Origin of the sequence: Streptomyces griseoflavus, assembly GCF_014649995.1 — a bacterium.
GTDB lineage: Bacteria > Actinomycetota > Actinomycetes > Streptomycetales > Streptomycetaceae > Streptomyces > Streptomyces griseoflavus.
The window spans coordinates 336,886-357,431 of sequence record NZ_BMUC01000003.1 but is presented as its reverse complement, the minus strand read 5'-3'; the positions used below and the strand labels follow the sequence as shown (position 1 = coordinate 357,431).

The following is a 20,546-nucleotide window of genomic DNA, read 5'->3' as shown; positions in this document are numbered from 1 at the left end:
AAAATGTACAGGACGTACATGACGTTATGATGGAGCCATGGCTTACGAGATTCCGGTGACCCAGGCCAGGGCAGAGCTCGCCGACCTGATCAACCGCGTGGTGTACGGCGGTGAGCGGGTCGTCGTGACCCGGCACGGCAAGCCCCTCGTCGCCCTCGTGTCCGCCGATGACCTGCGACGACTCGAAGAGCTCCAGGAGCCTTCGGAGCCCGCGGAGGAGCAGGTGATCAGTACGGTGTCCGGAGTCCGGGAGTCCGCGTCCGCTCCCCGCGAACGACAGCGGTTCGGTATCGCCGCGGAGCACCGGCGGGCGGACGGCGCGTAGGCCGGCGGGTTCCGGCGCCCTGAGCGCGCGGGGTTAACGTCCCCGAAACGCCGCCCGGCTAGCCTCCGGGGCCACGCCACCGGCAGACGGACCTGCCGGACGGCCACGGCCACCGGGCCCCGCACGGTCCGGAGCGAGGACTGTGAGGTGGGCGCCGTGCAACTGACCCCGCACGAGCAGGAGAGGCTGCTGATCCACGTCGCGGCCGACGTGGCGCGGCGGCGCCGTGACCGAGGGCTGAGGCTGAACCACCCCGAGGCGGTCGCCCTCATCACCTCGCACCTCCTCGAAGGCGCCAGGGACGGCCGCACCGTCGCCGAACTCATGGCGTCCGGCCGGCGGCTGCTCACCCGGGACGACGTCATGGAGGGCGTCGCCGAGATGATCCACGACGTGCAGGCGGAGGCCACCTTCCCGGACGGCACCAAGCTCGTCACCGTCCACGACCCGATCGTCTGAGCGGGGAGCGGCCGCCGTGATTCCCGGAGAGATCCTGTTCACCGAGGGCCCGATCGTCTGCAACGAGGGCCGCGAGGTCACCCGGCTGACCGTCCTCAACGCCGCCGACCGGCCCGTCCAGGTCGGCTCGCACTACCACTTCGCCGAGGTCAACCCCGGGCTGGAGTTCGACCGCTCGGCGGCTCGCGGCAAACGGCTGAACATCGCCGCCGGCACCGCAAGACGGTTCGAGCCCGGCATCCCCGCCGAGGTGGAACTCGTCCCGCTCGCCGGACACCGCGTCGTGCCCGGACTGCGGGGCCGGGTCGGAGGTGCGCTCGATGCCTGAGCTCTCCCGTGCCGCCTACGCCGACCTGTACGGCCCGACGACCGGTGACCGCATCCGGCTGGCCGACACCGACCTGCTGATCGAGATCGAGGAGGACCGCTCCGGCGGCCCCGGACGCGCGGGCGACGAGGCCGTGTTCGGCGGTGGCAAGGTCATCCGTGAGTCCATGGGCCAGGCCACCGCCACCCGCGCCGCCGGCGCGCCGGACACGGTCGTCACCGGCGCCGTCGTCGTCGACCACTGGGGCGTGGTCAAGGCGGACATCGGCATCCGTGACGGCCGCGTCACCGGCATCGGCAAGGCGGGCAATCCCGACACCATGGACGGCGTCCACCCGGACCTGGTCATCGGCCCCGAGACCGAGATCATCGCCGGCAACGGGCGGATCCTGACCGCCGGCGCGGTCGACGCGCACGTGCACTTCATCTGCCCGCGGATCGCCGACGAGGCGCTGGCCTCCGGCGTCACCACTCTGGTCGGCGGCGGCACCGGACCCGCCGAGGGCTCCAAGGCGACCACCGTCACGCCCGGCCCCTGGCACCTGGCGCGGATGTGGGAGGCGATGGAGGCGTACCCGCTCAACATCGGACTCCTCGGCAAGGGCAACACCGTCTCCCGGGAAGCGCTGCTCTCGCAGATCAGGGGCGGCGCGGTCGGACTGAAGCTGCACGAGGACTGGGGGGCCACGCCGGCCGCCATCGACGCCGCGCTCACCGTCGCCGGGCGGACCGGCGTCCAGGTCGCCCTCCACACCGACACGCTCAACGAGGCCGGTTTCGTGGGGGACACGCTCGCGGCGATCGCCGGACGCGGCATCCACGCCTACCACACCGAGGGCGCCGGCGGCGGGCACGCCCCGGACATCATGACCGTGGTGGGCGAACCGCACGTCCTGCCCAGCTCCACCAACCCGACCCGGCCGTTCACCGTCAACACCGTCGAGGAGCACCTCGACATGCTGATGGTGTGCCACCACCTGAACCCGGCGGTACCGGAGGACCTGGCCTTCGCCGAGTCCCGCATCCGGCCGTCCACCATCGGGGCCGAGGACGTGCTGCACGACCTGGGGGCCATCTCGATCATCTCCTCCGACTCGCAGGCCATGGGGCGGATCGGCGAGGTGATCATGCGGACCTGGCAGACGGCCCACGTGATGAAGCGGCGGCGCGGCGCCCTTCCCGGCGACGGACGCGCCGACAACCACCGGGTGCGTCGCTATGTCGCCAAATACACGATCAACCCGGCGCTCGCCCAGGGCCTGGCCCGCGAGATCGGCTCGGTGGAGAGCGGCAAGCTGGCGGACCTCGTGCTGTGGGAACCGGCGTTCTTCGGAGTCAAGCCCCTCCTCGTCCTCAAGGGCGGACAGATCGCCTACGCGCAGATGGGCGACGCCAACGCCTCCATCCCGACCCCGCAGCCGGTCCTGCCGCGCCCCATGTACGGGGCGGTCGGACGGGCGCCCGCCGCCAACTCGGTCAACTTCGTGGCCGAGGCGGCCACCGAGGCCGGCCTGCCCGCGCGGCTGGCGCTGGGGAAGCGGTTCGTGACCATCGACTCCACCCGCGGAGTGACCAAGGCGGACATGCGGGAGAACGACGCCATGCCGGAGGTGCGGATCGACCCCGACAGCTTCGCCGTGCACATCGACGGGCAGCTGATCGAGGCGACCCCCGCCAAGGAACTGCCGCTGGCCCAGCGGTACTTCCTCTTCTGATGTCCAGGGGAGCGCTCCTCGTCCTCGCCGACGGCCGGTTCCCCGCCGGAGGACACGCGCACTCCGGCGGGGCGGAGGCGGCCGTCCGGGCGGGGCGCGTCACGGGCGCCGCGAGCCTGGAGGACTTCTGCCGGGGGCGGCTGCACACGACGGGGCTGGTGTCCGCGGCGCTCGCCGCGGCCGCGGCGCTCGGCGCCGACCCCGTGGAGCTGGACGCGGCAGCCGACGCGCGTACGCCCTCGCCCGCGCTGCGCACCGCCTCGCGCAAGCTGGGCCGGCAGCTGACGCGCGCGGCGCGCGCGGCCTGGCCGTCCGGCGAACTCGACGCGCTCTCCGAGCGGTTCCCCAAGGGCGCCCATCAGCCGGTGGTCCTGGGAGTCACGGCGCGGGCGGCCGGGCTGGCCCCCGTGGACGCGGCGTACTGCGCGGTGTACGAGAGCGTGAGCGGGCCGGCCTCGGCGACGGTGCGGCTGCTGGGACTCGATCCGTTCGGGGCGACCGGGGTGCTGGCGCGCCTGGCGCCGGAGACGGACCGGGTGGCCGAGGCGGCGGTGCGCGCGGCGGAGCGGGCGGCCGGTGAGGGGACGGACGCGTTGCCCGCGGCCTCCGCTCCGCTGCTGGAGATCTCCGCGCAAGCGCACGCGGGATGGGACGTGCGGCTGTTCGCGACCTAGCCGTACCGCTCACAGCGCGATCGTTCGTCAGGCCCGTTCCCGGCCGTCCGCCCGGACGGTCCCGTCCTCCGAGGTGGGGACGGCCAGGCAATCGGAGGCACCCATGCATCTCGATCACGCCGCGTCGCACGACGGGCCGGCCGCCGTCGGCGCCGACGCCCACCGGCCCGACGGTGCCCGGCGGGCCCTGCGGATCGGACTCGGCGGACCGGTCGGATCCGGCAAGACCGCCACGGTCGCCGCGCTCTGCCGGGTCCTGCGGGACGACGTCTCCCTGGCCGTGGTCACCAACGACATCTACACCCGGGAGGACGCCGAGTTCCTGCTCCGCGCGGCCGTCCTGCCCCCCGAGCGGATCGCCGCCGTGGAGACCGGGGCCTGCCCGCACACCGCGATCCGGGACGACATCTCCGCCAACCTCGAAGCGGTGGAGGACCTCGAGGACCAGGTCGGTCCGCTGGACCTGATCCTCGTCGAGTCCGGCGGGGACAATCTCACGGCCACCTTCTCCCGAGGGCTCGTCGACGCCCAGATCTTCGTGATCGACGTGGCCGGCGGGGACGACATCCCGCGCAAGGGCGGCCCCGGCGTGACCACCGCCGACCTCCTGGTCGTCAACAAGACCGACCTCGCCCCGTACGTCGGCTCCGACCTCACCCGCATGGCCGCCGACGCCCGGGCCCAGCGGCCCCGCCTCCCCGTGATCCTCCAGTCGCTGCGCGAGGAGGACGGGGTCGGGGCCGTGGCCGACTGGGTGCGGGCGCGGCTCGCCGCGTGGACGGCGTGAACACCGCCGGAGTACGGGCCGTCGCCCGGATCCGTGCCCGCGCCGACGGACGGGGCGGCACCAGTCTGCCGGTGCTCCGGGGCGACGGGCCGCTGGCCCTCCGGCGGACGCGCGGCAGCGGCACCGAGGCGCACGTCGTGCTGGTCGGCGCCATGAGCGGCCCCCTCGGCGGCGATCGCCTCACGGTGCGGGCGGACGTGGGGGCGGGGGCACGCCTGCGGGTCGGATCGGCCGCCGCGACCCTCGCCCTGCCCGGCCAGCACCCCGGTGACGCGCGTTACGACGTGCGTCTGACCGTCGCTTGCGGAGGCGAACTGCTCTGGCTTCCGGAGCAGTTGATCTCGGTCAGGGGCAGCTCGCTGCACGCCGCCACGCACGCCGACCTCGCCCCCGGGGCCCGGCTCGTCCTCCGCGAGGAACACGTGCTGGGGCGGTTTGGGGAACGACCCGGCCTGCTCACCACCCGTCTGACCGTGCGGATCGGGGGGCGGCCCGTCCTCGACCAGCAACTGACCTGCGGTCCGGGCGCGCCGGGCGGCTGGGACGGTCCCGCCGTGCTCGGCGGACACCGAGCCGTCGGGCAACTGGTCGTCGTACGGCCCGGGTTCGAGGGCGAACCGGTCACCTCGGCAGAGCTGGGGGACGGCGTCGCCGTCCTGCCGCTCCCGGGCCCCGCCGCACTGGTGACCGCCGTCGCCCCGGACGCGCTGCGGCTGCGCCGTCTCCTCGACGGCGCTTCGGAAGCCCTCCTCGCCCGGGCGCCCGACTGAGGTCACCCTCCCGCCCGCGGCTGCCCGGCCGGCGGGGACGGATGGCCGCCCGGGGCGCCGCGCCCGGGATCAGCTCCGCGGCCTGCGCGGGAACCGGCGCTTGTCCTCCGCCGTGCGCGCGGCGTCCTCGGCCTTGACGTCGGCCGCGTACCGGTCGACGTACTCCTGCTCGGAGAGGGAGAGGATGGCGTACATGATCTCGTCCGTGACGGCGCGGAGGATCGCCTTCTCGTTCTCCATCCCGGCGTAGCGCGAGAAGTCCAGCGGTTCGCCGAAGCGGATCACCACGGGGTGGATCCGGGGGATCTTCCTGCCGGGCGGCTGCGCCTCGAACGTGCCGATCATCGCGCACGGGATCACCGGGGCGCCGGCCTTGAGGGCCATCACCGCGACACCGACCTTGCCCTTGTACAGGCGGCCGTCGTGCGAGCGCGTGCCCTCGGGGTAGATGCCGAGCAGTTCCTTCCTGCCCAGCACCCCCAGTCCCTCACGGATGGCGGCCTGCCCGGCGTCCTTGCCGGAGCGGTCGACCGGGATCTGGCCCGCGCTGCGGAAGAAGAACGCCGTCAGCCTGCCCTTGAGGCCGGGACCGGTGAAGTACTCGGCCTTGGCGAGGAAGGTGATGCGCCGTTTGAGTACGGCCGGCATCAGGAAGTGGTCCGAGAACGACAGGTGGTTGCCCGCGACGATGGCGGCACCGGACGACGGAACGTGCACCAGACCCTCTATTCGCGGCCGGAAGACCAGTCTCAGGAGGGGGCCCAGCAGCACATATTTGAGCAGGTAGTAGAACAAAAGCACGCTCCTCGACTCTGACGAACGGGCAGTGCCGCCGCGTTCCAGCAGGTCATCCGGCACGTCGTGAGGTGCCAGTCTAGAACCGGGCGGCGCGGCCCGGCACCGGGTTCGGCGCGACCGCCGGGTACCGGCCGCTGAACGCCCGTCAGGGTCCGCACCGCGGCGAGTAGGCTCGTCTGCATGCGCATCTCCGTCTCCTCCGACATGGACGAACCCGTGGCCCGCACCCTCCTCGACGAACTCCGCGAGCGAGGCCACGACGTGCGCGCGTACGGCGCGTTGACCCCCGGGGACGACCCGCGGTGGGCGGTCTGCTCCGAGGCGGCGGCCCGTGAGGTCGCCGAGGGAAGGGCCGACCAGGCGGTGGTGTGCTGCTGGACCGGCACGGGCGCCTCGATCGCCGCGAACAAGGTGCCCGGCGTGCGCGCCGCCCTGTGCACGGACGCGACCACGGCGGACGGGGCGCGCCGCTGGAACGACGCCAACGTGCTCGCGCTCAGCCTGCGGCTGACGTCCGTGCCGCTGCTGACGGAGATCCTCGACGCCTGGTTCGCCGCCGCACCCAGCGAGGACCCCGAGGACCGGCGGAACGTGGAGCGCACGGCACGGCTGGACCGCCTGCGCACCGGCACCTGACGTGTACGTGGTGCCGCCGTGTCGGCCCGGCCCCTCACACCGGCGAGTCGGTCTGCGACTGCTCCGCCCAGATGATCTTCCCCTCGGGCACGAACCGGGTCCCCCACCGCTGGGCCATCTGTGAGACGAGCAGCAGCCCGCGCCCGCCCTCGTCCGTCGCACGGGGATGCCGCAGATGGGGCGCGGTGGCGGCCCCGTCGAACACCTCGCACACCAGTGCGCCCTCGTGGATCAGCCGCAGCCGGACGGGGCCGGCCGCGTAACGAATGGCGTTGGTGACCAGCTCGCTGACGATCAGCTCCGTGGTGAAGATCAGATCGTCCAGCCCCCAGCGGGTCAGCTGCCCGGAGGCCGTCCTGCGCGCCTCGGCCACGGCGGCCGGATCGAGGGACAGGTCCCATGCCGCCACATGGCCGGGGTCGAGCCGCTTGGTGCGGGCCATCAGCAGGGCGACGTCGTCGTACGGACGCGACGGCACCAGCGCGTCCACCACGGCCCGGCAGCACAGTTCCCGCGTGGGCGGGGCCTGCTGCAGCGCCTGCCGCAACCGGCTCCGGTCGGTGTCGAAGACCCCGTCCTCGTCCGGCGGCAGCAGCAGACCGTCGGTGTGCAGGATGAGCGTGCTGCCCTCGGGCAGGGACAGCTCCACCGACTCGAAGGGCGGCCCGCCCACACCCAGCGCGGGTCCCTCCGGCAGCTCGACGAAGGTGACCGTGCCGTCGGGCGACACCACGGCGGGTGAGGGATGACCCGCGGCGGCCATCGTGCACCGACCGTCCACGGGGTCGTAGACGACGTACACGCAGCCGGACCCGACGGGATTGCCGTAGGTGCCCTCCGGCCCGGCGCCCTCGTCCCCCGCCGACCGGTCCACCAGGTCGTCCAGGTGCGCCAGCACCTCCTCGGGAGGCAGTTCCAGCGCGGCCAGGGTACGTACGGCGGTCCTCAGCCCGCCCATCGCCGCGGCAGCGTCGATGCCGTGCCCCGGGGCCTCACCGACCACGAGCGCGACCCGGGCCCCGGACAGCGGGATCAGGTCGTACCAGTCGCCGCCGAGACCGGTCAGCTCGTCGGCCGGGCGGTAGCAGGCGGACGTCTCGACCGCGCCCTGCTCGGGCAGGTGGAGGGGGAGCAGGCTGCGCTGGAGCACCAGCGCGGCGTTCCGCTCGCGGGCGTAGCGCCGGGCGTTGTCCAGACAGACGGCGGCACGTGAGACGAGGTCCTCGGCCAGGTGGAGGTCCTCCGCGTCGAAGGGGTCGTCGGGGCGGCGCCGGAAGAACCCGGTGATGCCCAGGGTGACGCCCCGTGCCCGGATCGGCACGATCATCGCGCTCCGCAGCCCCAGTTCCAGGAAGGTGGGCTCGCGGCCGTCGGGCGGTACCACGACCCACCCCGCGGCGAGCGGATCGAGCTGCTCCTGATGCCAGGACCGGCCCGAGACCAGACACTGGGCCGGTGGTGAGCCGGCCAGGTAGACGACCGACTCCCCGGTCCCCTCGACCGTCCGCGGCAGGTCCCCGTACAGCGACCGCTGACCCGCGCGGCGCAGCGGCAGCCCGCCGGCCCCGGAGATCGGCCCGGGCGGCAGCTCGGCGCCCCCCAGCACCGTCTCCAGCAGATCGACGACGACGAACTCCGCGAGGCCCGGCACGGCCACGTCGGCCAGCTCCTGTGCGGTGCGCATGATGTCCAGGGTCCTGCCGATGTGCTTTCCGGCCCGGTCGAGCAGAGCGAGACGCTGGCGGGCGCGGTGCCGGTCGGTGACGTCCACGACGGTGTAGTACACGCCCATGGGGCGGCCGCGCTCGTCGTCGAGACGGGTGAAGGACAGCATCTGCGCGCTCTCCCGCAGCGGGGTCGAGCGCAGGCTGCCGATCTGTTCGTAACCGACCACCCGCTCGCCGGTCTCCAGCACGTGCCGCATCCGGTCCTCGACGGACTCGGCGTCCAGCCCCGGCTGGACGTCGGAGAACCGCAGTCCCAGGCGCTGCGCGGCCGGTCCGCCACCGAACTGTTCCAGCGCGGCGTTGGACCATACGAAGCGCAGATCCGTGTCCACGATCGCGATCCCGATCGCCGTACCCGCGACCAGCTGCTCCAGGACGGCACGACTCATGTCCCAGCCGGGGGCCCCACCCATCTCGGAGAGCAGCACCAGCAGCGAACTCTGCCCGAGGGGCCCCGTGGTGGCGGTGATACGGACCATGACGCGCAGGAGCCGCCCGTCCCTGTGCCGGGCCGCCATCAGCCCCGCCCAGCCGCCGTCCGCGGCGCGACTGCGGATCAGCCCGGGCAGCCGCTCGGCGTCCTCGTCGGCCAGCAGACCGGCGAACTCCCTGCCCACGGCCTCCGACGCCCGGTATCCCAGCAGGTGCTCCGCCTGACCGGTCCAGCCGGACACCGTCCCCTGCGGATCGAGCAACAGGGGAGCGGCGTCGGCAGTGTCGAAGCCCTGCCGGGTCCCGTCCTGTGCCTTGTCTCCGTCCACGGCCGACCTCTCCGTCGCTGAGAAGGCCCACTACCTTTTGTCCCCATATCTTCACCCGCGAACCGGGGCGGAGGCTTTTTGGGGGTGCCAGGAGGCTGCCGTCCCCCCCCGCCGTCGGGGGACGGCGGGGGGGCGCTCAGACGCGGCCGAGGACCTTCTCCAGGATGCGGAGAGCGCCCCGCAGCTCCTCCTCCGTGATGGTCAGCGGCGGGGCCAGCCGGATGGTGGACCCGTGCGTGTCCTTGACCAGGATGCCCTCGCGCATGAGGCGCTCGCTCACCTCGCGGCCGGTGCCGATCGCCGGGTCGACGTCCACGCCCGCCCACAGGCCCCGGGTCCGGAACCCGACGACGCCGTTGCCGGTCAGGGCCTCCAGGCCCTCGCGCAGCACCCCGCCCAGGTCCGCCGCCCGGCGCTGGAACTCGCCCGTCTCCAGCAGCTCCACCACGGCCGTGCCCACCGCGGCGGCCAGCGGATTGCCGCCGAAGGTCGACCCGTGCTCGCCGGGGTGCAGCACCTGGAGGACCTCCCGCCGGGCCACCACCGCCGACACCGGGACGATGCCGCCGCCCAGCGCCTTGCCGAGCAGCACCACGTCCGGGACGACCGACTCGTGTTCCACGGCGAGCGTGCGGCCCGTGCGGCCCAGACCCGACTGGATCTCGTCCGCGACGAACAGGCAGCCCGCCCGGCGGGTCAGCTCCCGCACCCCGGCGAGATAGCCGTCGTCGGGGACGACCACACCGGCCTCGCCCTGGACCGGCTCGATCAGCACCGCCGCCGTCGTCTCGTCGACCGCGTCCCGCAGTGCCGCGAGATCGTTGTACGGGACCACCCGGAAGCCGGGGGTGAAGGGACCGAACCCGGCGCGGGCCACCTCGTCGGTCGAGAAGCTCACGATCGTCGTGGTGCGGCCGTGGAAGTTGTCCGCCGCCACCACGATCGTCGCCCGGTCGGCCGGCACGCCCTTCACGTCGTAGGCCCACTTGCGGACCACCTTCACGGCGCTCTCCACCGCCTCCGCGCCGGTGTTCATCGGCAGCACCATGTCCAGCCCGGTCAGGGCCGCCAGCCGCTCCGCGAACTCCGCGAGCCGGTCGTTGTGGAAGGCCCGCGAGGTCAGGGTGAGCCGGTCCAGCTGGCGGTGCGCCGCCTCGACCAGCGCCGGGTGCCGGTGGCCGAAGTTGAGCGCCGAGTACCCGGCCAGCATGTCGAGGTACCGCCGGCCCTCCACGTCCTCCACCCAGGTGCCCTCCGCACGGGCGACGACCACGGGCAGCGGATGGTAGTTGTGCGCGAGGACCGGCTCCTCCGCACCGATGAGCTCGGCGGACGTACGCGCGGGGACGACAGAGGTCATGAGCGGATCTCCTGTGTGCAGCACTTGATGCCCCCGCCCGCCTTGTGGAACTCGGACAGGTCGACGGGGACGGGGACATAACCGCGCTCGGCGAGCCGGCCGGCCAGGCCCGTCGCCTCCGGCGCGATGAACACGTGGCGTCCGTCGGAGACGGAGTTCAGGCCGAACGCCGTCGCGTCGGCACGCGTGGCGAGCACCGCGTCCGGATACAGCCGGGCGAGCACCTCGCGGCTGCCCGGCGAGAACGCCTCCGGGTAGTAGGCGACGTTCTCCTCGTCCAGCGCGAACAGCGCCGTGTCCAGGTGGTAGAAGTACGGATCCACCAGCGTCAGGCCGATCACCGGTACGCCGAAGAACTCCTGCACCTCGCGATGCGCCTCCCGGGTGGTGCGGAACCCGGTTCCGGCGAGGATCCAGCGCCCGGCGGGCACCAGGTCGCCCTCGCCCTCGCACACCGACGCGGGGTGCTGGACGTCGTACCCCGCGGCCTTGAACCAGGCCTCGTACGGCACCGACTCCGGGCGCCGCTCCGGGGCGAGGTAGCGGGAGCCGAAGACACGGCCCTCCACGACGACCGCCGCGTTCGCGGCGAACACCATGTCGGGCAGTCCGGGCTCGGGCTTCACGGTCTCCACCGTATGGCCGTGGTCGCGGTAGGTGGCGATCAGCGTCCGCCACTGGCGCAGGGCCAGGGAGACGTCGACGGGACGGTCGGGACGCATCCAGGGGTTGATCGCGTACCGGACGGCGAAGTGTCTGGGTTCGCAGACGAGGTAGCGCCGCCGGCGCGCCACACGTGATCCGGGCACAGAGGGGTTCCTCCGCTTCCACGCGGTGCCGACTGGGGGTGCCTCCACGGTAGGAAGCCCGCGGGACGGACGACAAGGAACAAGAGCTGCGTGTCCACGCAGGATCACTGCGTGTGCGGACCGTTCAGCGCACGTCCGGTGCGCCGCCGGGGGCGGGCTGGGTCACTCCCGCCTCAGGACTGTCGGGCAGCAGGTGGGAGAGCACCATCACGCTGATCGTCTTGCGGATGAACGGCTCCTGGCGGATCCGCTCCAGCACCTCCTCGAAGTGCTCCACGTCCCGCGCCCGCACGTGCAGCAGCGCGTCCGCGCCCCCGGTCACCGTCATCGCCGCGGCGATCTCCGGATGGTTGCGCACCACCTCCGCCAGCCGCCGGGGCGGCGCCGCCCCCTCGCAGTACACCTCGACGTACGCCTCCGTGCGCCAGCCCAGCGCCGAGGGCCGCACCGTCGCCGTGAACCCCGTGATCACCCCGGTCTCGCGCAGCCGGTCCACCCGGCGCTTGACCGCCGTCGACGACAGGCCGACGGACCCGCCGATCTCCGCGAAGGACGTCCTGGCGTTCGCCATCAAAGCCGTGACGATCTTCCGGTCGAGCTCGTCGAACGGCGTGGGCCTGCTGCTCATGCGGGCACTGTATCCAGCGGCGTCCGGCCGCCTCCCGCGCCGCGTCCCGCCGCCGGCGTCCACGTACGGCACGTGTCCACGCGGCGGAAACACCCCTACACTCCACCTTCATGCTGCGCGCCCTCGCCGTCGACGACGAACGCCCCTCGCTGGAGGAACTGCTGTACCTGCTGAACGCGGACCCGCGCATCGGCAGCGCCGAGGGCGCCGGCGACGCCACCGAGGCGCTGCGCCGCATCAACCGAGCCCTGGAGTCGGGCCCCGACGGGCCCGACGCCATCGACGTCGTCTTCCTCGACATCCAGATGCCCGGACTCGACGGCCTCGACCTCGCCCGGCTGCTCAGCGGGTTCGCCCGGCCGCCGCTCATCGTGTTCGTCACCGCCCACGACGACTTCGCCGTCCGGGCCTTCGACCTCAAGGCCGTCGACTACGTGCTCAAACCCGTGCGCAAGGAACGGCTGGCCGAGGCGGTCCGGCGAGCCGCCGCACAGCGCGGCACCGCCCCGCGCGAGGCCGCCCCGCGCATCCCCGTGCACGAACCCGACCCCGACCACATAGCCGTCGAGCTCGGCGGCGTCACCCGCTTCGTCGCCGTCGACGACATCACCCACGTCGAGGCCCAGGGCGACTACGCCCGGCTCCACACCGACCGCGGCAGCCACCTCCTACGGATCCCGCTGTCCACGCTGGAGGAGCGCTGGCGCTCCCGCGGCTTCGTGCGCATCCACCGCCGCCACCTCGTCGCCCTGCGCCACATCGGCGAACTCCGGCTCGACGCGGGCACGGTGAGCGTCCTGATCGGCACCGAGGAACTCCAGGTGAGCCGGCGGCACGCCCGCGAACTGCGTGACCTGCTGATGCGCCGGACCACGAGCTAGACGGGGGAGCACCGATGCCCCAGGACCCGACCGAACGCCGCGTGGTCGTCACCGGCCCGCCCCGCCACGCCCGGCTGCGCTCGCGCGGCCGCTACCCCCACTCCTCCGGCTACTACCGGCCGCGCACCGAGATCGACGAGCAGACCACCCTCGGCCACACCTACGTCCGCTCCCTGATGCGCATCCAGCTGCGCGCCGGCCTCACCGTGTGCGCCGTCCTCGCCCTGCTCATCGGCCCGCTGCCGCTGGTCTTCGCCGCCGCCCCCGACGCCCGCCGCCTGGAGTGGGCGGTCCTCGGCTTCGGCCTCTACCCCCCGCTGGTCCTCCTCGCCCGCTGGTACGTACGCCGCGCCGAACGCAACGAACGCGACTTCGTGCGGCTCGTCGAGGACCGCTGAGACCAGGGGACCGCCCGGCACCGTGAACTACACCTACGCCGTCACCGCCGTCGCGCTCGTCGTGCTCGCCACCGTCCTCGTCGGCGCCTTCGGCCTGCGCATATCCCGCACCACCTCCGACTTCTACGTCGCCTCCCGCACCGTCGGCCCCCGCCTCAACGCCGCCGCCATCAGCGGCGAGTACCTCTCCGCCGCCTCCTTCCTCGGCATCGCGGGCCTGGTCCTCGTCCAAGGGCCCGACATGCTCTGGTACCCGGTCGGCTACACGGCCGGATATCTCGTCCTGCTGCTGTTCGTCGCCGCCCCGCTGCGCCGCTCCGGCGCCTACACACTGCCCGACTTCGCCGAGGCCCGGCTCGCCTCGCAGACGGTGCGGCGGCTCGCCGGAGCCCTCGTCGTCGGCGTCGGCTGGCTGTACCTGCTGCCCCAGCTCCAGGGCGCCGGACTCACCCTGACCGTCCTCACCGGCGCGCCCGACTGGCTCGGCGGGGTCATCGTCGCCGTCGTGGTGACCGTCATCGTGGCCGCCGGCGGCATGCGCAGCATCACCTTCGTCCAGGCCTTCCAGTACTGGCTGAAACTCACCGCGCTGCTCGTCCCCGCCCTCTTCCTGGTCGTCGCCTGGCAGAGCGACGGCGCGCCCAGCCACGCCTTCGACGAACCCGCCGCCTTCCGCGAGCAGCGGACGGTCCGCATCGACGACACCCTCGACCTGCGGCTGGCGAAGCCGCTCACCGTGACCGTGGACGGCACCGTCGACGGCCGTGACCACGACGGCACCGAAGTCGCCCTGCCCGCCGGCACCCACCGCATCGACGGCGGCACCCGGCTCACCTTCGCCGAGGGCGCCGAGGTCCCCGCCGCCGGACGCGGCGCGGACGACGCCCTGTCGCCCTCCCGCGCCGAGTCCCGCGAGGAACGCCCGCTGTACGCCACGTACGGGCTGATCCTCGCCACCTTCCTCGGCACCATGGGCCTGCCCCACGTGGTCGTCCGCTTCTACACCAGCCCGCACGGCGTGGCCGCCCGCCGCACCACGGTCGCCGTCCTCGGCCTGATCGGCGCCTTCTACCTGCTGCCGCCCGTCTACGGCGCCCTGGGCCGCCTGTACGCCCCCGAACTCACCCTCACCGCGGACGCGGACGCCGCCGTCCTGCTGCTGCCCGGCCGGATGATCGGGGGAGTGGGCGGCGACCTGCTGGGCGCGCTGGTCGCCGGAGGTGCCTTCGCCGCGTTCCTGTCGACGGCCTCCGGCCTCACCATGGCCGTCGCCGGGGTCCTCACCCAGGACGTGCTGCCCTCGCGCGGGGTGCGGCACTTCCGGCTCGGCACCGTGCTCGCCATGGCCGTGCCCCTCGCGGCGAGCGTGCTGGTCGGCGGACTGCCGGTGGCCGACGCCGTGGGGCTGGCCTTCGCCGTGTCCGCCTCGTCGTTCTGCCCGCTGCTGGTCCTCGGCATCTGGTGGCGGCGGCTGACCCCGCCGGGCGCGGCGGCCGGGATGCTGGTGGGCGGCGGATCCGCGTTCCTCGCCGTCGCCGCGACCATGACCGGCTACCCGGGCGCCGGCCCCTGGCACGCGCTGCTGGCCTGGCCCGCGCTGTGGTCGGTGCCGCTAGGCTTCCTCACCATGATCCTGGTGTCCCTGGCCACCCCGGGCCGGGTGCCGCCGGGGACGGCGGCGGTGCTGGCCCGCTTCCACCTGCCGGAGGAACTCCGCACCGAGGAGAGGCGCACGGAGGTGTCCCCATGAGCGGTTTCCTCGCCGGCCTGCTCGTCGCCGTCCTGCCCCTGCTGGCCACCGGGTTCTGGCTGGGGCGGCGCACCGCCCGGCCCGCCAGCCTCGCCGGGCTCGGCACCCCCGTCGAGCACGCCACCTTCGAGACCCTGCACACCGCCTCCCTGGCCACACCCCCGCTGCGCGCCGGCCTGACCGAGGAGACCGCCGGCCGGTCCGCCCGCAAGCTGCGCTCCCTGCTGGGCACCGACGCCCTGTGCCTCACCGACCGCGAACAGGTTCTGGCCTGGGACGGCGCCGGCGCCCACCACCGCACGGAGATCATGGACCGGCTCACCGGCGCCCTCGACACCGGCCGCGGCGAGGCCTTCCCGCTCACCTGCGACACCCCCGACTGCTCGGTGCGCTGGGCGGTCGTCGCCCCGCTCACCGTCGACGACCGGGTGCACGGCGCGCTCGTCGCCTGCGCGCCGCGGGAGTCCGCGGTGCTGGTCCGGGCCGCCGGGGAGGTCGCCCGCTGGGTCTCCGTCCAGCTGGAACTCGCCGACCTCGACCAGTCCCGCACCCGCCTCATCGAGGCCGAGATCAGGGCACTGCGGGCCCAGATCTCCCCGCACTTCATCTTCAACTCGCTCGCCGTGATCGCCTCGTTCGTGCGCACCGACCCCGAGCGCGCCCGGGAGCTGCTGCTGGAGTTCGCCGACTTCACCCGGTACTCGTTCCGCCGGCACGGCGACTTCACCACCCTCGCCGACGAGCTGCACGCCATCGACCACTACCTGGCACTGGTCAGGGCACGTTTCGGCGACCGGCTCTCCGTCACCCTGCAGATCGCCCCCGAGGTGCTGCCGGTCGCGCTGCCCTTCCTGTGCCTCCAGCCGCTCGTGGAGAACGCCGTCAAGCACGGCCTGGAGGGCAAGGCCGACCAGTGCCACATCCAGATCACCGCACAGGACGCCGGTGCCGAGGCCCTCGTCGTCATCGAGGACGACGGCGCCGGCATGGATCCCGGCCTGCTGCGCCGCATCCTCGCCCGCGAGGTCAGCCCCACCGGGGGCATCGGACTGTCCAACGTCGACGACCGGCTCCGCCAGGTCTACGGCGACGACCACGGCCTGGTCATCGAGACGGCCGTGGGCGCGGGCATGAAGATCACCGTCCGGCTGCCGAAGTACCAGCCGGGCGTGCACCTGGCGGGGCGGCTCACCCCGAGGTGAGGCCCGCCGCCCCGCGCGCCTCTCAGGTGCCGCGGGTGGCCACCACCCCGAGGGTGAGCAGGCCGAGGACGACCCAGCCGAACCACAGCCAGCCGTTGCTGCCGAGGGCCACCGTGTACGCCGTCACCGCCACCAGGGCGCCCAGGGTGAGCACCCCCATGGTCTTCGTCGCGCTTGAACCGTTCGTGGTACTGGGCATCGCAACACCCTCCTCATGGTCCGGCTCCCTCCATGGTGCCCCCGTTGCGCCTCTTTACGGTGCACACGACCGCATGCGTGCCCGATTTCCAGGCCCCCTCGCCCGCCCACGACCCGGCCGTGTGCAGCGACGGGTCGAAGCCGTAGTCACGCGGCGCCACCTCCCGCGCGCACGCCGCGTCCGCCACGGTGCGGGCCTCGGCGAGCGTCACGTCCCCGCCGAGCCGGACGAACCCCAGGACCTGCTCGTCGTACTCCCCCTCGCAGGACACCAGCCGCGCCTCCCCGCGGGAGCGCACGTCCAGGCAGTCCCGCCGCTGCATCGTCGCCGGGTCCGCGAACGCCGTCCCCGTCCGGCGGCGGTCCCCGAGCGGGCCGTAGAGGGGCCCGTGCGCCCCCAGCACCAGACACGCGGTGCGCCGCCCGGCCGCCTCGAACCCGTCCGGCACCGGTACGACGGCCACCGCCCGTACGTCGGCCAGCCGGCCGCGCAGCTCCCGTGTCCGCTCCTCGCACAGCGCCGGGCCCCGCTCCCGCGCCTCCCCGGCCGAGGCGGACGCCACGAACGCCATGACCTGCCCGTCGGGCGCCCGGTCCGCGCACGTCGGGTCGAGGGCCAGCCGGGGCGGGCCGGCGAACCGGGCGCCGCCGGGCCAGTCGGCCCGCACGCAGTCGCCCTCCTCCAGCGGTTCCGCCAGGCCGACGGCGTCCCCGTACGGCGGGCCCGTCCCGCGACCGCCGCTCTCCCGGCCGGCCAGCGCGTACCAGGTCCCGCCCAGGGCGAGCACCAGCCCCAGAGCCCCGGCGAGCGCGGCGCGCAGGGCGTGCGGGCGGCGGCGCCGGCGGCTTCCCGCGGGGGAGGTGAGGGGTGGGTCCGCCGCGGGCCGCGGGTGCGGGGCGGCTTCCCACGGCGACCGGGAGCCGAAGTCCGTCCGCGCACGCGGATACGTCTCCGAGTGCGGCGTCACGATCCGCGCCAGCTCGGCCTCCGCGTCCCGCGCGCCCGTGCGCCGCCCCGGGTCCTTGGCGAGCAGCCCCCGCAGCACCGGCTCCAGCGCGCCCGCCCGCACCGGCGGGCGCGGATCCTCCATGACCACCGCGGTGACCGACGCCAGCGGGGACTCCCGCGCGAAGGGAGCCCGGCCCTCCACCGCGTGGTAGAGCGTGCAGCCCAGCGAGAACAGGTCGGCCGCGGGGGTCGCCGGACCGCCGGTGGCCCGCTCCGGCGCCAGGTACCCGGCGGTTCCGACCAGCGCGGACGCCAGGGTGTAGCGCGTCTCCCCGGTGTCCGGCTGGACGGAGATGCCGTAGTCGGTGAGCAGCACCCGGCCGTACGGGGCGCCGGCGCGGTCCGGCGCGAGCAGGATGTTCGCCGGCTTCACGTCCCGGTGCATCACGCCCCGCTCGTGCCCGGCGGTGAGCGCGTCCAGGACACCGAGTCCGATCCGCGCGCACTCGGCGGGGGCGAGGCGGCCCCGGCGGGCGAGCAGCTCCCGCAGGTCGACGGCGCCGGCCACGTACTCCATGACGATCCACGGCAGCCCGTCGTGCTCCAGCACGTCGTGCACGGTGACCACATGGGGGTGACCGCGCAGACCGGCCGCGTGCCGGGCCTCCGCGCGGGCCCGTGCGACCCGGGCCTCCCGGTCCTGGCCGGGGTCGGCCGGATCACCGAACACGATCTCCTTGAGGGCGACCTCGCACGCCAGCCGCTGGTCGTGGGCGAGCCACACATGCCCCATGCCGCCGCCGCCCAGCCGCCGCAGCAGCACGTACCGGCCGGCGACCACCCGCCCCGCTCCGGGTGCCGGCGATCCCGCGGGCATCCGGATCACCTCCGGGCCCGGCCGGGACGCTCGGCGCTCGCGGCTATTCCCTTCGTGCGGTGCGGGTGAAAGGGGGCGGCATTCCGAATCGCCGCCTTGTTCACCTCGTGCGCAGACGTACGAATTCCCATGGACCGCTCCCCCCTGCGGTTTCCCCCGGACGCATCATGTTACTGGAGGAAATTGCCCGTTCAAGGGGACGGGGAAAGCGGTGAATTCAGTTCCCGGGTGAGTTCAAAGAGGCCAGATAGGCGTTGTACGCCTGGAGCTCCTTGTCCCCGTCCCGGTCGGCGGCCCGGTCCGTGCGCTTGGCCTGCCGCTGGTCCGAGGCGTACCACTGGAACAGCAGCGCGATCAGCACCAGGACGGAGGGCACCTCGCTGAACGCCCAGGCGATACCGCCGGCCGCGTTCTGGTCGGACAGCGCGTCGACGCCGAGCGAGCCGGGAGGGTTCTCGAACGTCGAGACCATCGGCGTCGACGCCATCATCAGCGCGATGCCGAAGAAGGCGTGGAACGGCATGCCGGCGAAAAGCTCCAGCATGCGCATCAGATAACCCGGCCGGTGCGGGCCCGGGTCCACGCCCATGATCGGCCAGAAGAAGACCAGACCGACGGCGAGGAAGTGCACCATCATCGCGATGTGCCCCACCTGGGAACCCATCAGGAAGTCGAACAGAGGCGTGAAGTACAGCCCGTACAGGCTCGCGATGAACAGCGGAATGGTGAACACCGGGTGCGTGACGAGCCGCATGTAATGGCTGTGCAGCAGCATCAGCAGCAGTTCCCGCGGTCCCTTGCGGCCCCGTCCGGCCGGCGGCAGCGCGCGCAGGGCCAGGGTGATCGGGGCGCCGAGCAGGATCAGGATCGGCGACACCATGCTGATCATCATGTGCTGCACCATGTGCACGCTGAACATGACCATGCCGTAGTCGTTCAGCGCGGTGCACATCATGAGCCCGATGCTCAGCACACCGGTGACGAAGGCGACGGTCCGCCCCACGGGCCACTTGTCACCGCGCCGCGTCAGCCGGACGACGCCCCAGCCGTACAGCGCCAGCCCCAGCAGGCAGGCGACGAGGAAGAAGGGATCCGCCGACCAGGCGAGCCCCCGCCCCAGCGTGAACGGCGGCAGATCCATCGTCATACCGTGCCCGCTGTGATCCATCCGCCGGCTCCATTTTCGTGCAGGTTGTACCCAATCCGTCCGCACTCACATTACGGCCGACCCCGGCCACCGCGGTGACCGGGGTCGGGGTAAAGCCCTCAGGGGCGCGGGGAAACCACGGACGGCCCGCGGCCCGCGGACCGCCTCACGGACCGGGCCGGGCCCGGAGGCTCACAGCACGCACTCCGCCTCGGCGTACCGCGCCTTCGGCACCGTCTTCAGCGTCTCCACCGCCTCCGCGAGGGACACCATCACGATGTCCGTCCCCCGCAGCGCCGTCATCCGCCCGAACTCGCCCCGGTGCACCGCCTCCACCGCGTGCCACCCGAAGCGCGTCGCCAGCACCCGGTCGTACGCCGTGGGCGTCCCGCCGCGCTGGACATGCCCGAGGATCACCGGCCGGGCCTCCTTGCCGAGCCGTGCCTCCAGCTCCAGCGAGAGCTGCCGGGCGATCCCGGCGAACCGCTCGTGGCCGTAGACGTCCTTGCCGCCCTCGTCGAAGTCCATCGTCCCGGCCTTCGGCTTGGCACCCTCCGCGGCGACCACGATCGCGAACCGCTTCCCGGCCGAGAACCGCTCGCCGACCTTCGCGGTCAGCTCGTCGATGTCGAAGGGCCGCTCGGGGACCACGATGGCGTGCGCGCCGGCGGCCATGCCGGAGTGGAGCGCGATCCATCCCGTGTGACGGCCCATGACCTCCACGATCAGCACGCGCTGGTGGGACTCCGCGGTGGTCTTCAGCCGGTCCAGGGCCTCGGTCGCCACACCGACGGCGGTGTCGAAACCGAAGGTGACGTCGGTGACGGCGATGTCGTTGTCGATGGTCTTCGGCACTCCGACTATCGGCAGGCCGTTGTCGGAGAGCAGCCGGGCCGCCTTGAGCGTGCCCTCACCGCCGATCGGGATGATCGCGTCGAGGCCGAGCTCCTGGACGTGCCCCTTGGCCCGCTCCACACCGTCGCGCAGGTGCTCGGGACGGACCCGGGAGGAGCCGAGGATGGTGCCGCCGCGGGCGAGGATGCCGCTCACCGCGTCGAGGTCGAGCTTGAGGTAGTCGCCCTCCAGGAGGCCCTTCCACCCGTCACGGAATCCGATGACCTCGTCGCCGTGGTCGACGACGGCGCGGTGCACGACGGACCGGATGACGGCGTTCAGGCCGGGGCAGTCGCCGCCGGACGTGAGGACACCAATGCGCATAGCCCGAAACAACCTTCTTGATGTGGGCCGGACCGGACCGCGCTGTCCGGCTCGATCCCCGCCACCCTAGCCGCTGTGGGGGGCCGCACCGCATCCCGCGTCCGCCTGCTGGACGACCCCGCTCACCTGTGCGGAGCAAGCGTCAGACGG

The 20,546-nt window shown here is 73.3% G+C and carries 21 protein-coding genes; 12 read left to right on the top strand and 9 right to left on the bottom strand.

What is annotated here, in order from left to right:
• Positions 1-37: 37 nt before the first annotated feature.
• From IE172_RS10335 to IE172_RS10305, 7 genes are all read left to right on the top strand, one after another.
• A complete protein-coding gene (locus tag IE172_RS10335; protein WP_190096836.1) occupies positions 38-325 on the top strand; it encodes a type II toxin-antitoxin system Phd/YefM family antitoxin in 288 nt (95 codons plus the stop codon).
• Positions 326-481: 156 nt separating this feature from the next.
• Entirely contained in the window at positions 482-784 is a 303-nt protein-coding gene (locus IE172_RS10330; protein ID WP_190096835.1) for an urease subunit gamma, read from the top strand.
• A gap of 16 nt (positions 785-800) precedes the next feature.
• Positions 801-1,112, top strand: coding sequence for an urease subunit beta (locus tag IE172_RS10325; protein WP_190096834.1), 312 nt, complete (start codon positions 801-803; stop codon positions 1,110-1,112).
• Complete coding sequence (locus IE172_RS10320; RefSeq protein ID WP_190096833.1) at positions 1,105-2,826, top strand: urease subunit alpha; 1,722 nt, start codon at positions 1,105-1,107, stop codon at positions 2,824-2,826. Before IE172_RS10325 ends, IE172_RS10320 begins: the two co-directional genes overlap by 8 nt.
• Complete coding sequence (locus tag IE172_RS10315; RefSeq protein ID WP_190096832.1) at positions 2,826-3,500, top strand: urease accessory protein UreF; 675 nt, start codon at positions 2,826-2,828, stop codon at positions 3,498-3,500. Before IE172_RS10320 ends, IE172_RS10315 begins: the two co-directional genes overlap by 1 nt.
• Positions 3,501-3,603: 103 nt before the next feature.
• Positions 3,604-4,287: an urease accessory protein UreG gene (ureG, locus tag IE172_RS10310; protein WP_190096831.1), complete on the top strand. Its 684-nt coding sequence runs from the start codon at positions 3,604-3,606 to the stop codon at positions 4,285-4,287.
• Positions 4,275-5,057: an urease accessory protein UreD gene (locus IE172_RS10305; protein ID WP_190096830.1), complete on the top strand. Its 783-nt coding sequence runs from the start codon at positions 4,275-4,277 to the stop codon at positions 5,055-5,057. The genes ureG and IE172_RS10305 overlap by 13 nt, the downstream gene beginning before the upstream one ends.
• Positions 5,058-5,126: 69 nt before the next feature.
• Here IE172_RS10305 and IE172_RS10300 read toward each other — a convergent pair whose 3' ends face one another.
• Positions 5,127-5,852, bottom strand: a complete 726-nt coding sequence (locus tag IE172_RS10300; RefSeq protein WP_190096958.1) for a lysophospholipid acyltransferase family protein — start codon at positions 5,850-5,852, stop codon at positions 5,127-5,129.
• A gap of 183 nt (positions 5,853-6,035) precedes the next feature.
• On the opposite strand from IE172_RS10300, the gene IE172_RS10295 reads away from it, so the two are divergent.
• Positions 6,036-6,491 (top strand): RpiB/LacA/LacB family sugar-phosphate isomerase, encoded by a 456-nt coding sequence (locus IE172_RS10295; RefSeq protein ID WP_190096829.1) that lies wholly within the window; start codon positions 6,036-6,038, stop codon positions 6,489-6,491.
• Positions 6,492-6,525: 34 nt separating this feature from the next.
• On the opposite strand, the gene IE172_RS10290 is transcribed toward IE172_RS10295, so the two are convergent.
• From IE172_RS10290 to IE172_RS10275, 4 genes are all read right to left on the bottom strand, one after another.
• On the bottom strand, positions 6,526-8,979 hold the full coding sequence (locus IE172_RS10290; protein ID WP_190096828.1) for a SpoIIE family protein phosphatase: 2,454 nt from the start codon (positions 8,977-8,979) through the stop codon (positions 6,526-6,528).
• Between the two features lie 136 nt (positions 8,980-9,115).
• Positions 9,116-10,339: an ornithine--oxo-acid transaminase gene (gene rocD, locus IE172_RS10285; protein ID WP_190096827.1), complete on the bottom strand. Its 1,224-nt coding sequence runs from the start codon at positions 10,337-10,339 to the stop codon at positions 9,116-9,118.
• A complete protein-coding gene (ddaH, locus tag IE172_RS10280; protein WP_190096826.1) occupies positions 10,336-11,148 on the bottom strand; it encodes a dimethylargininase in 813 nt (270 codons plus the stop codon). The genes rocD and ddaH overlap by 4 nt, the downstream gene beginning before the upstream one ends.
• Before the next feature lie 124 nt (positions 11,149-11,272).
• Positions 11,273-11,776, bottom strand: a complete 504-nt coding sequence (locus IE172_RS10275) for an Lrp/AsnC family transcriptional regulator (protein ID WP_190096825.1) — start codon at positions 11,774-11,776, stop codon at positions 11,273-11,275.
• Positions 11,777-11,886: 110 nt separating this feature from the next.
• On the opposite strand from IE172_RS10275, the gene IE172_RS10270 reads away from it, so the two are divergent.
• Genes IE172_RS10270 through IE172_RS10255 form a run of 4 tightly spaced genes read left to right on the top strand, consistent with a single transcriptional unit; the run spans position 11,887 to position 16,007 of the window.
• A complete protein-coding gene (locus tag IE172_RS10270; protein ID WP_190096824.1) occupies positions 11,887-12,657 on the top strand; it encodes a LytR/AlgR family response regulator transcription factor in 771 nt (256 codons plus the stop codon).
• Positions 12,658-12,671: 14 nt separating this feature from the next.
• The gene (locus IE172_RS10265) at positions 12,672-13,055 is read left to right on the top strand and encodes a hypothetical protein (protein WP_190096823.1); all 384 of its coding nucleotides are present in this window, start codon (positions 12,672-12,674) and stop codon (positions 13,053-13,055) included.
• Between the two features lie 22 nt (positions 13,056-13,077).
• A complete protein-coding gene (locus IE172_RS10260; RefSeq protein ID WP_190096822.1) occupies positions 13,078-14,805 on the top strand; it encodes a sodium/solute symporter in 1,728 nt (575 codons plus the stop codon).
• Positions 14,802-16,007, top strand: a complete 1,206-nt coding sequence (locus IE172_RS10255) for a sensor histidine kinase (protein ID WP_190096821.1) — start codon at positions 14,802-14,804, stop codon at positions 16,005-16,007. The genes IE172_RS10260 and IE172_RS10255 overlap by 4 nt, the downstream gene beginning before the upstream one ends.
• Positions 16,008-16,029: 22 nt before the next feature.
• Here the strand turns inward: IE172_RS10255 and IE172_RS10250 are convergent, their stop codons facing one another.
• The 4 genes from IE172_RS10250 to IE172_RS10235 form a co-directional block, all read right to left on the bottom strand.
• Complete coding sequence (locus IE172_RS10250; RefSeq protein ID WP_190096820.1) at positions 16,030-16,206, bottom strand: hypothetical protein; 177 nt, start codon at positions 16,204-16,206, stop codon at positions 16,030-16,032.
• Positions 16,207-16,219: 13 nt separating this feature from the next.
• Positions 16,220-18,031, bottom strand: coding sequence for a serine/threonine-protein kinase (locus IE172_RS10245; RefSeq protein WP_190096819.1), 1,812 nt, complete (start codon positions 18,029-18,031; stop codon positions 16,220-16,222).
• Positions 18,032-18,248: 217 nt separating this feature from the next.
• Positions 18,249-19,199, bottom strand: a complete 951-nt coding sequence (locus IE172_RS10240) for a cytochrome c oxidase assembly protein (RefSeq protein WP_190096818.1) — start codon at positions 19,197-19,199, stop codon at positions 18,249-18,251.
• Between the two features lie 171 nt (positions 19,200-19,370).
• Positions 19,371-20,396: a 6-phosphofructokinase gene (locus IE172_RS10235; RefSeq protein WP_190096817.1), complete on the bottom strand. Its 1,026-nt coding sequence runs from the start codon at positions 20,394-20,396 to the stop codon at positions 19,371-19,373.
• Between the last annotated feature and the right edge of the window lie 150 nt (positions 20,397-20,546).

What these genes read in the sequence shown, in the direction of transcription:
- IE172_RS10240 (WP_190096818.1), bottom strand. Translation starts at nt 19,199, where the DNA reads ATGGATCACAGCGGGCACGGTATGACGATGGATCTGCCGCCGTTCACG.
- IE172_RS10320 (WP_190096833.1), top strand. Translation starts at nt 1,105, where the DNA reads ATGCCTGAGCTCTCCCGTGCCGCCTACGCCGACCTGTACGGCCCGACG.
- IE172_RS10295 (WP_190096829.1), top strand. Translation starts at nt 6,036, where the DNA reads ATGCGCATCTCCGTCTCCTCCGACATGGACGAACCCGTGGCCCGCACC.
- IE172_RS10270 (WP_190096824.1), top strand. Translation starts at nt 11,887, where the DNA reads ATGCTGCGCGCCCTCGCCGTCGACGACGAACGCCCCTCGCTGGAGGAA.
- ureG (WP_190096831.1), top strand. Translation starts at nt 3,604, where the DNA reads ATGCATCTCGATCACGCCGCGTCGCACGACGGGCCGGCCGCCGTCGGC.
- IE172_RS10250 (WP_190096820.1), bottom strand. Translation starts at nt 16,206, where the DNA reads ATGCCCAGTACCACGAACGGTTCAAGCGCGACGAAGACCATGGGGGTG.
- IE172_RS10245 (WP_190096819.1), bottom strand. Translation starts at nt 18,031, where the DNA reads ATGCCCGCGGGATCGCCGGCACCCGGAGCGGGGCGGGTGGTCGCCGGC.
- IE172_RS10335 (WP_190096836.1), top strand. Translation starts at nt 38, where the DNA reads ATGGCTTACGAGATTCCGGTGACCCAGGCCAGGGCAGAGCTCGCCGAC.
- IE172_RS10275 (WP_190096825.1), bottom strand. Translation starts at nt 11,776, where the DNA reads ATGAGCAGCAGGCCCACGCCGTTCGACGAGCTCGACCGGAAGATCGTC.
- IE172_RS10235 (WP_190096817.1), bottom strand. Translation starts at nt 20,396, where the DNA reads ATGCGCATTGGTGTCCTCACGTCCGGCGGCGACTGCCCCGGCCTGAAC.
- IE172_RS10315 (WP_190096832.1), top strand. Translation starts at nt 2,826, where the DNA reads ATGTCCAGGGGAGCGCTCCTCGTCCTCGCCGACGGCCGGTTCCCCGCC.
- IE172_RS10265 (WP_190096823.1), top strand. Translation starts at nt 12,672, where the DNA reads ATGCCCCAGGACCCGACCGAACGCCGCGTGGTCGTCACCGGCCCGCCC.
- rocD (WP_190096827.1), bottom strand. Translation starts at nt 10,339, where the DNA reads ATGACCTCTGTCGTCCCCGCGCGTACGTCCGCCGAGCTCATCGGTGCG.
- IE172_RS10255 (WP_190096821.1), top strand. Translation starts at nt 14,802, where the DNA reads ATGAGCGGTTTCCTCGCCGGCCTGCTCGTCGCCGTCCTGCCCCTGCTG.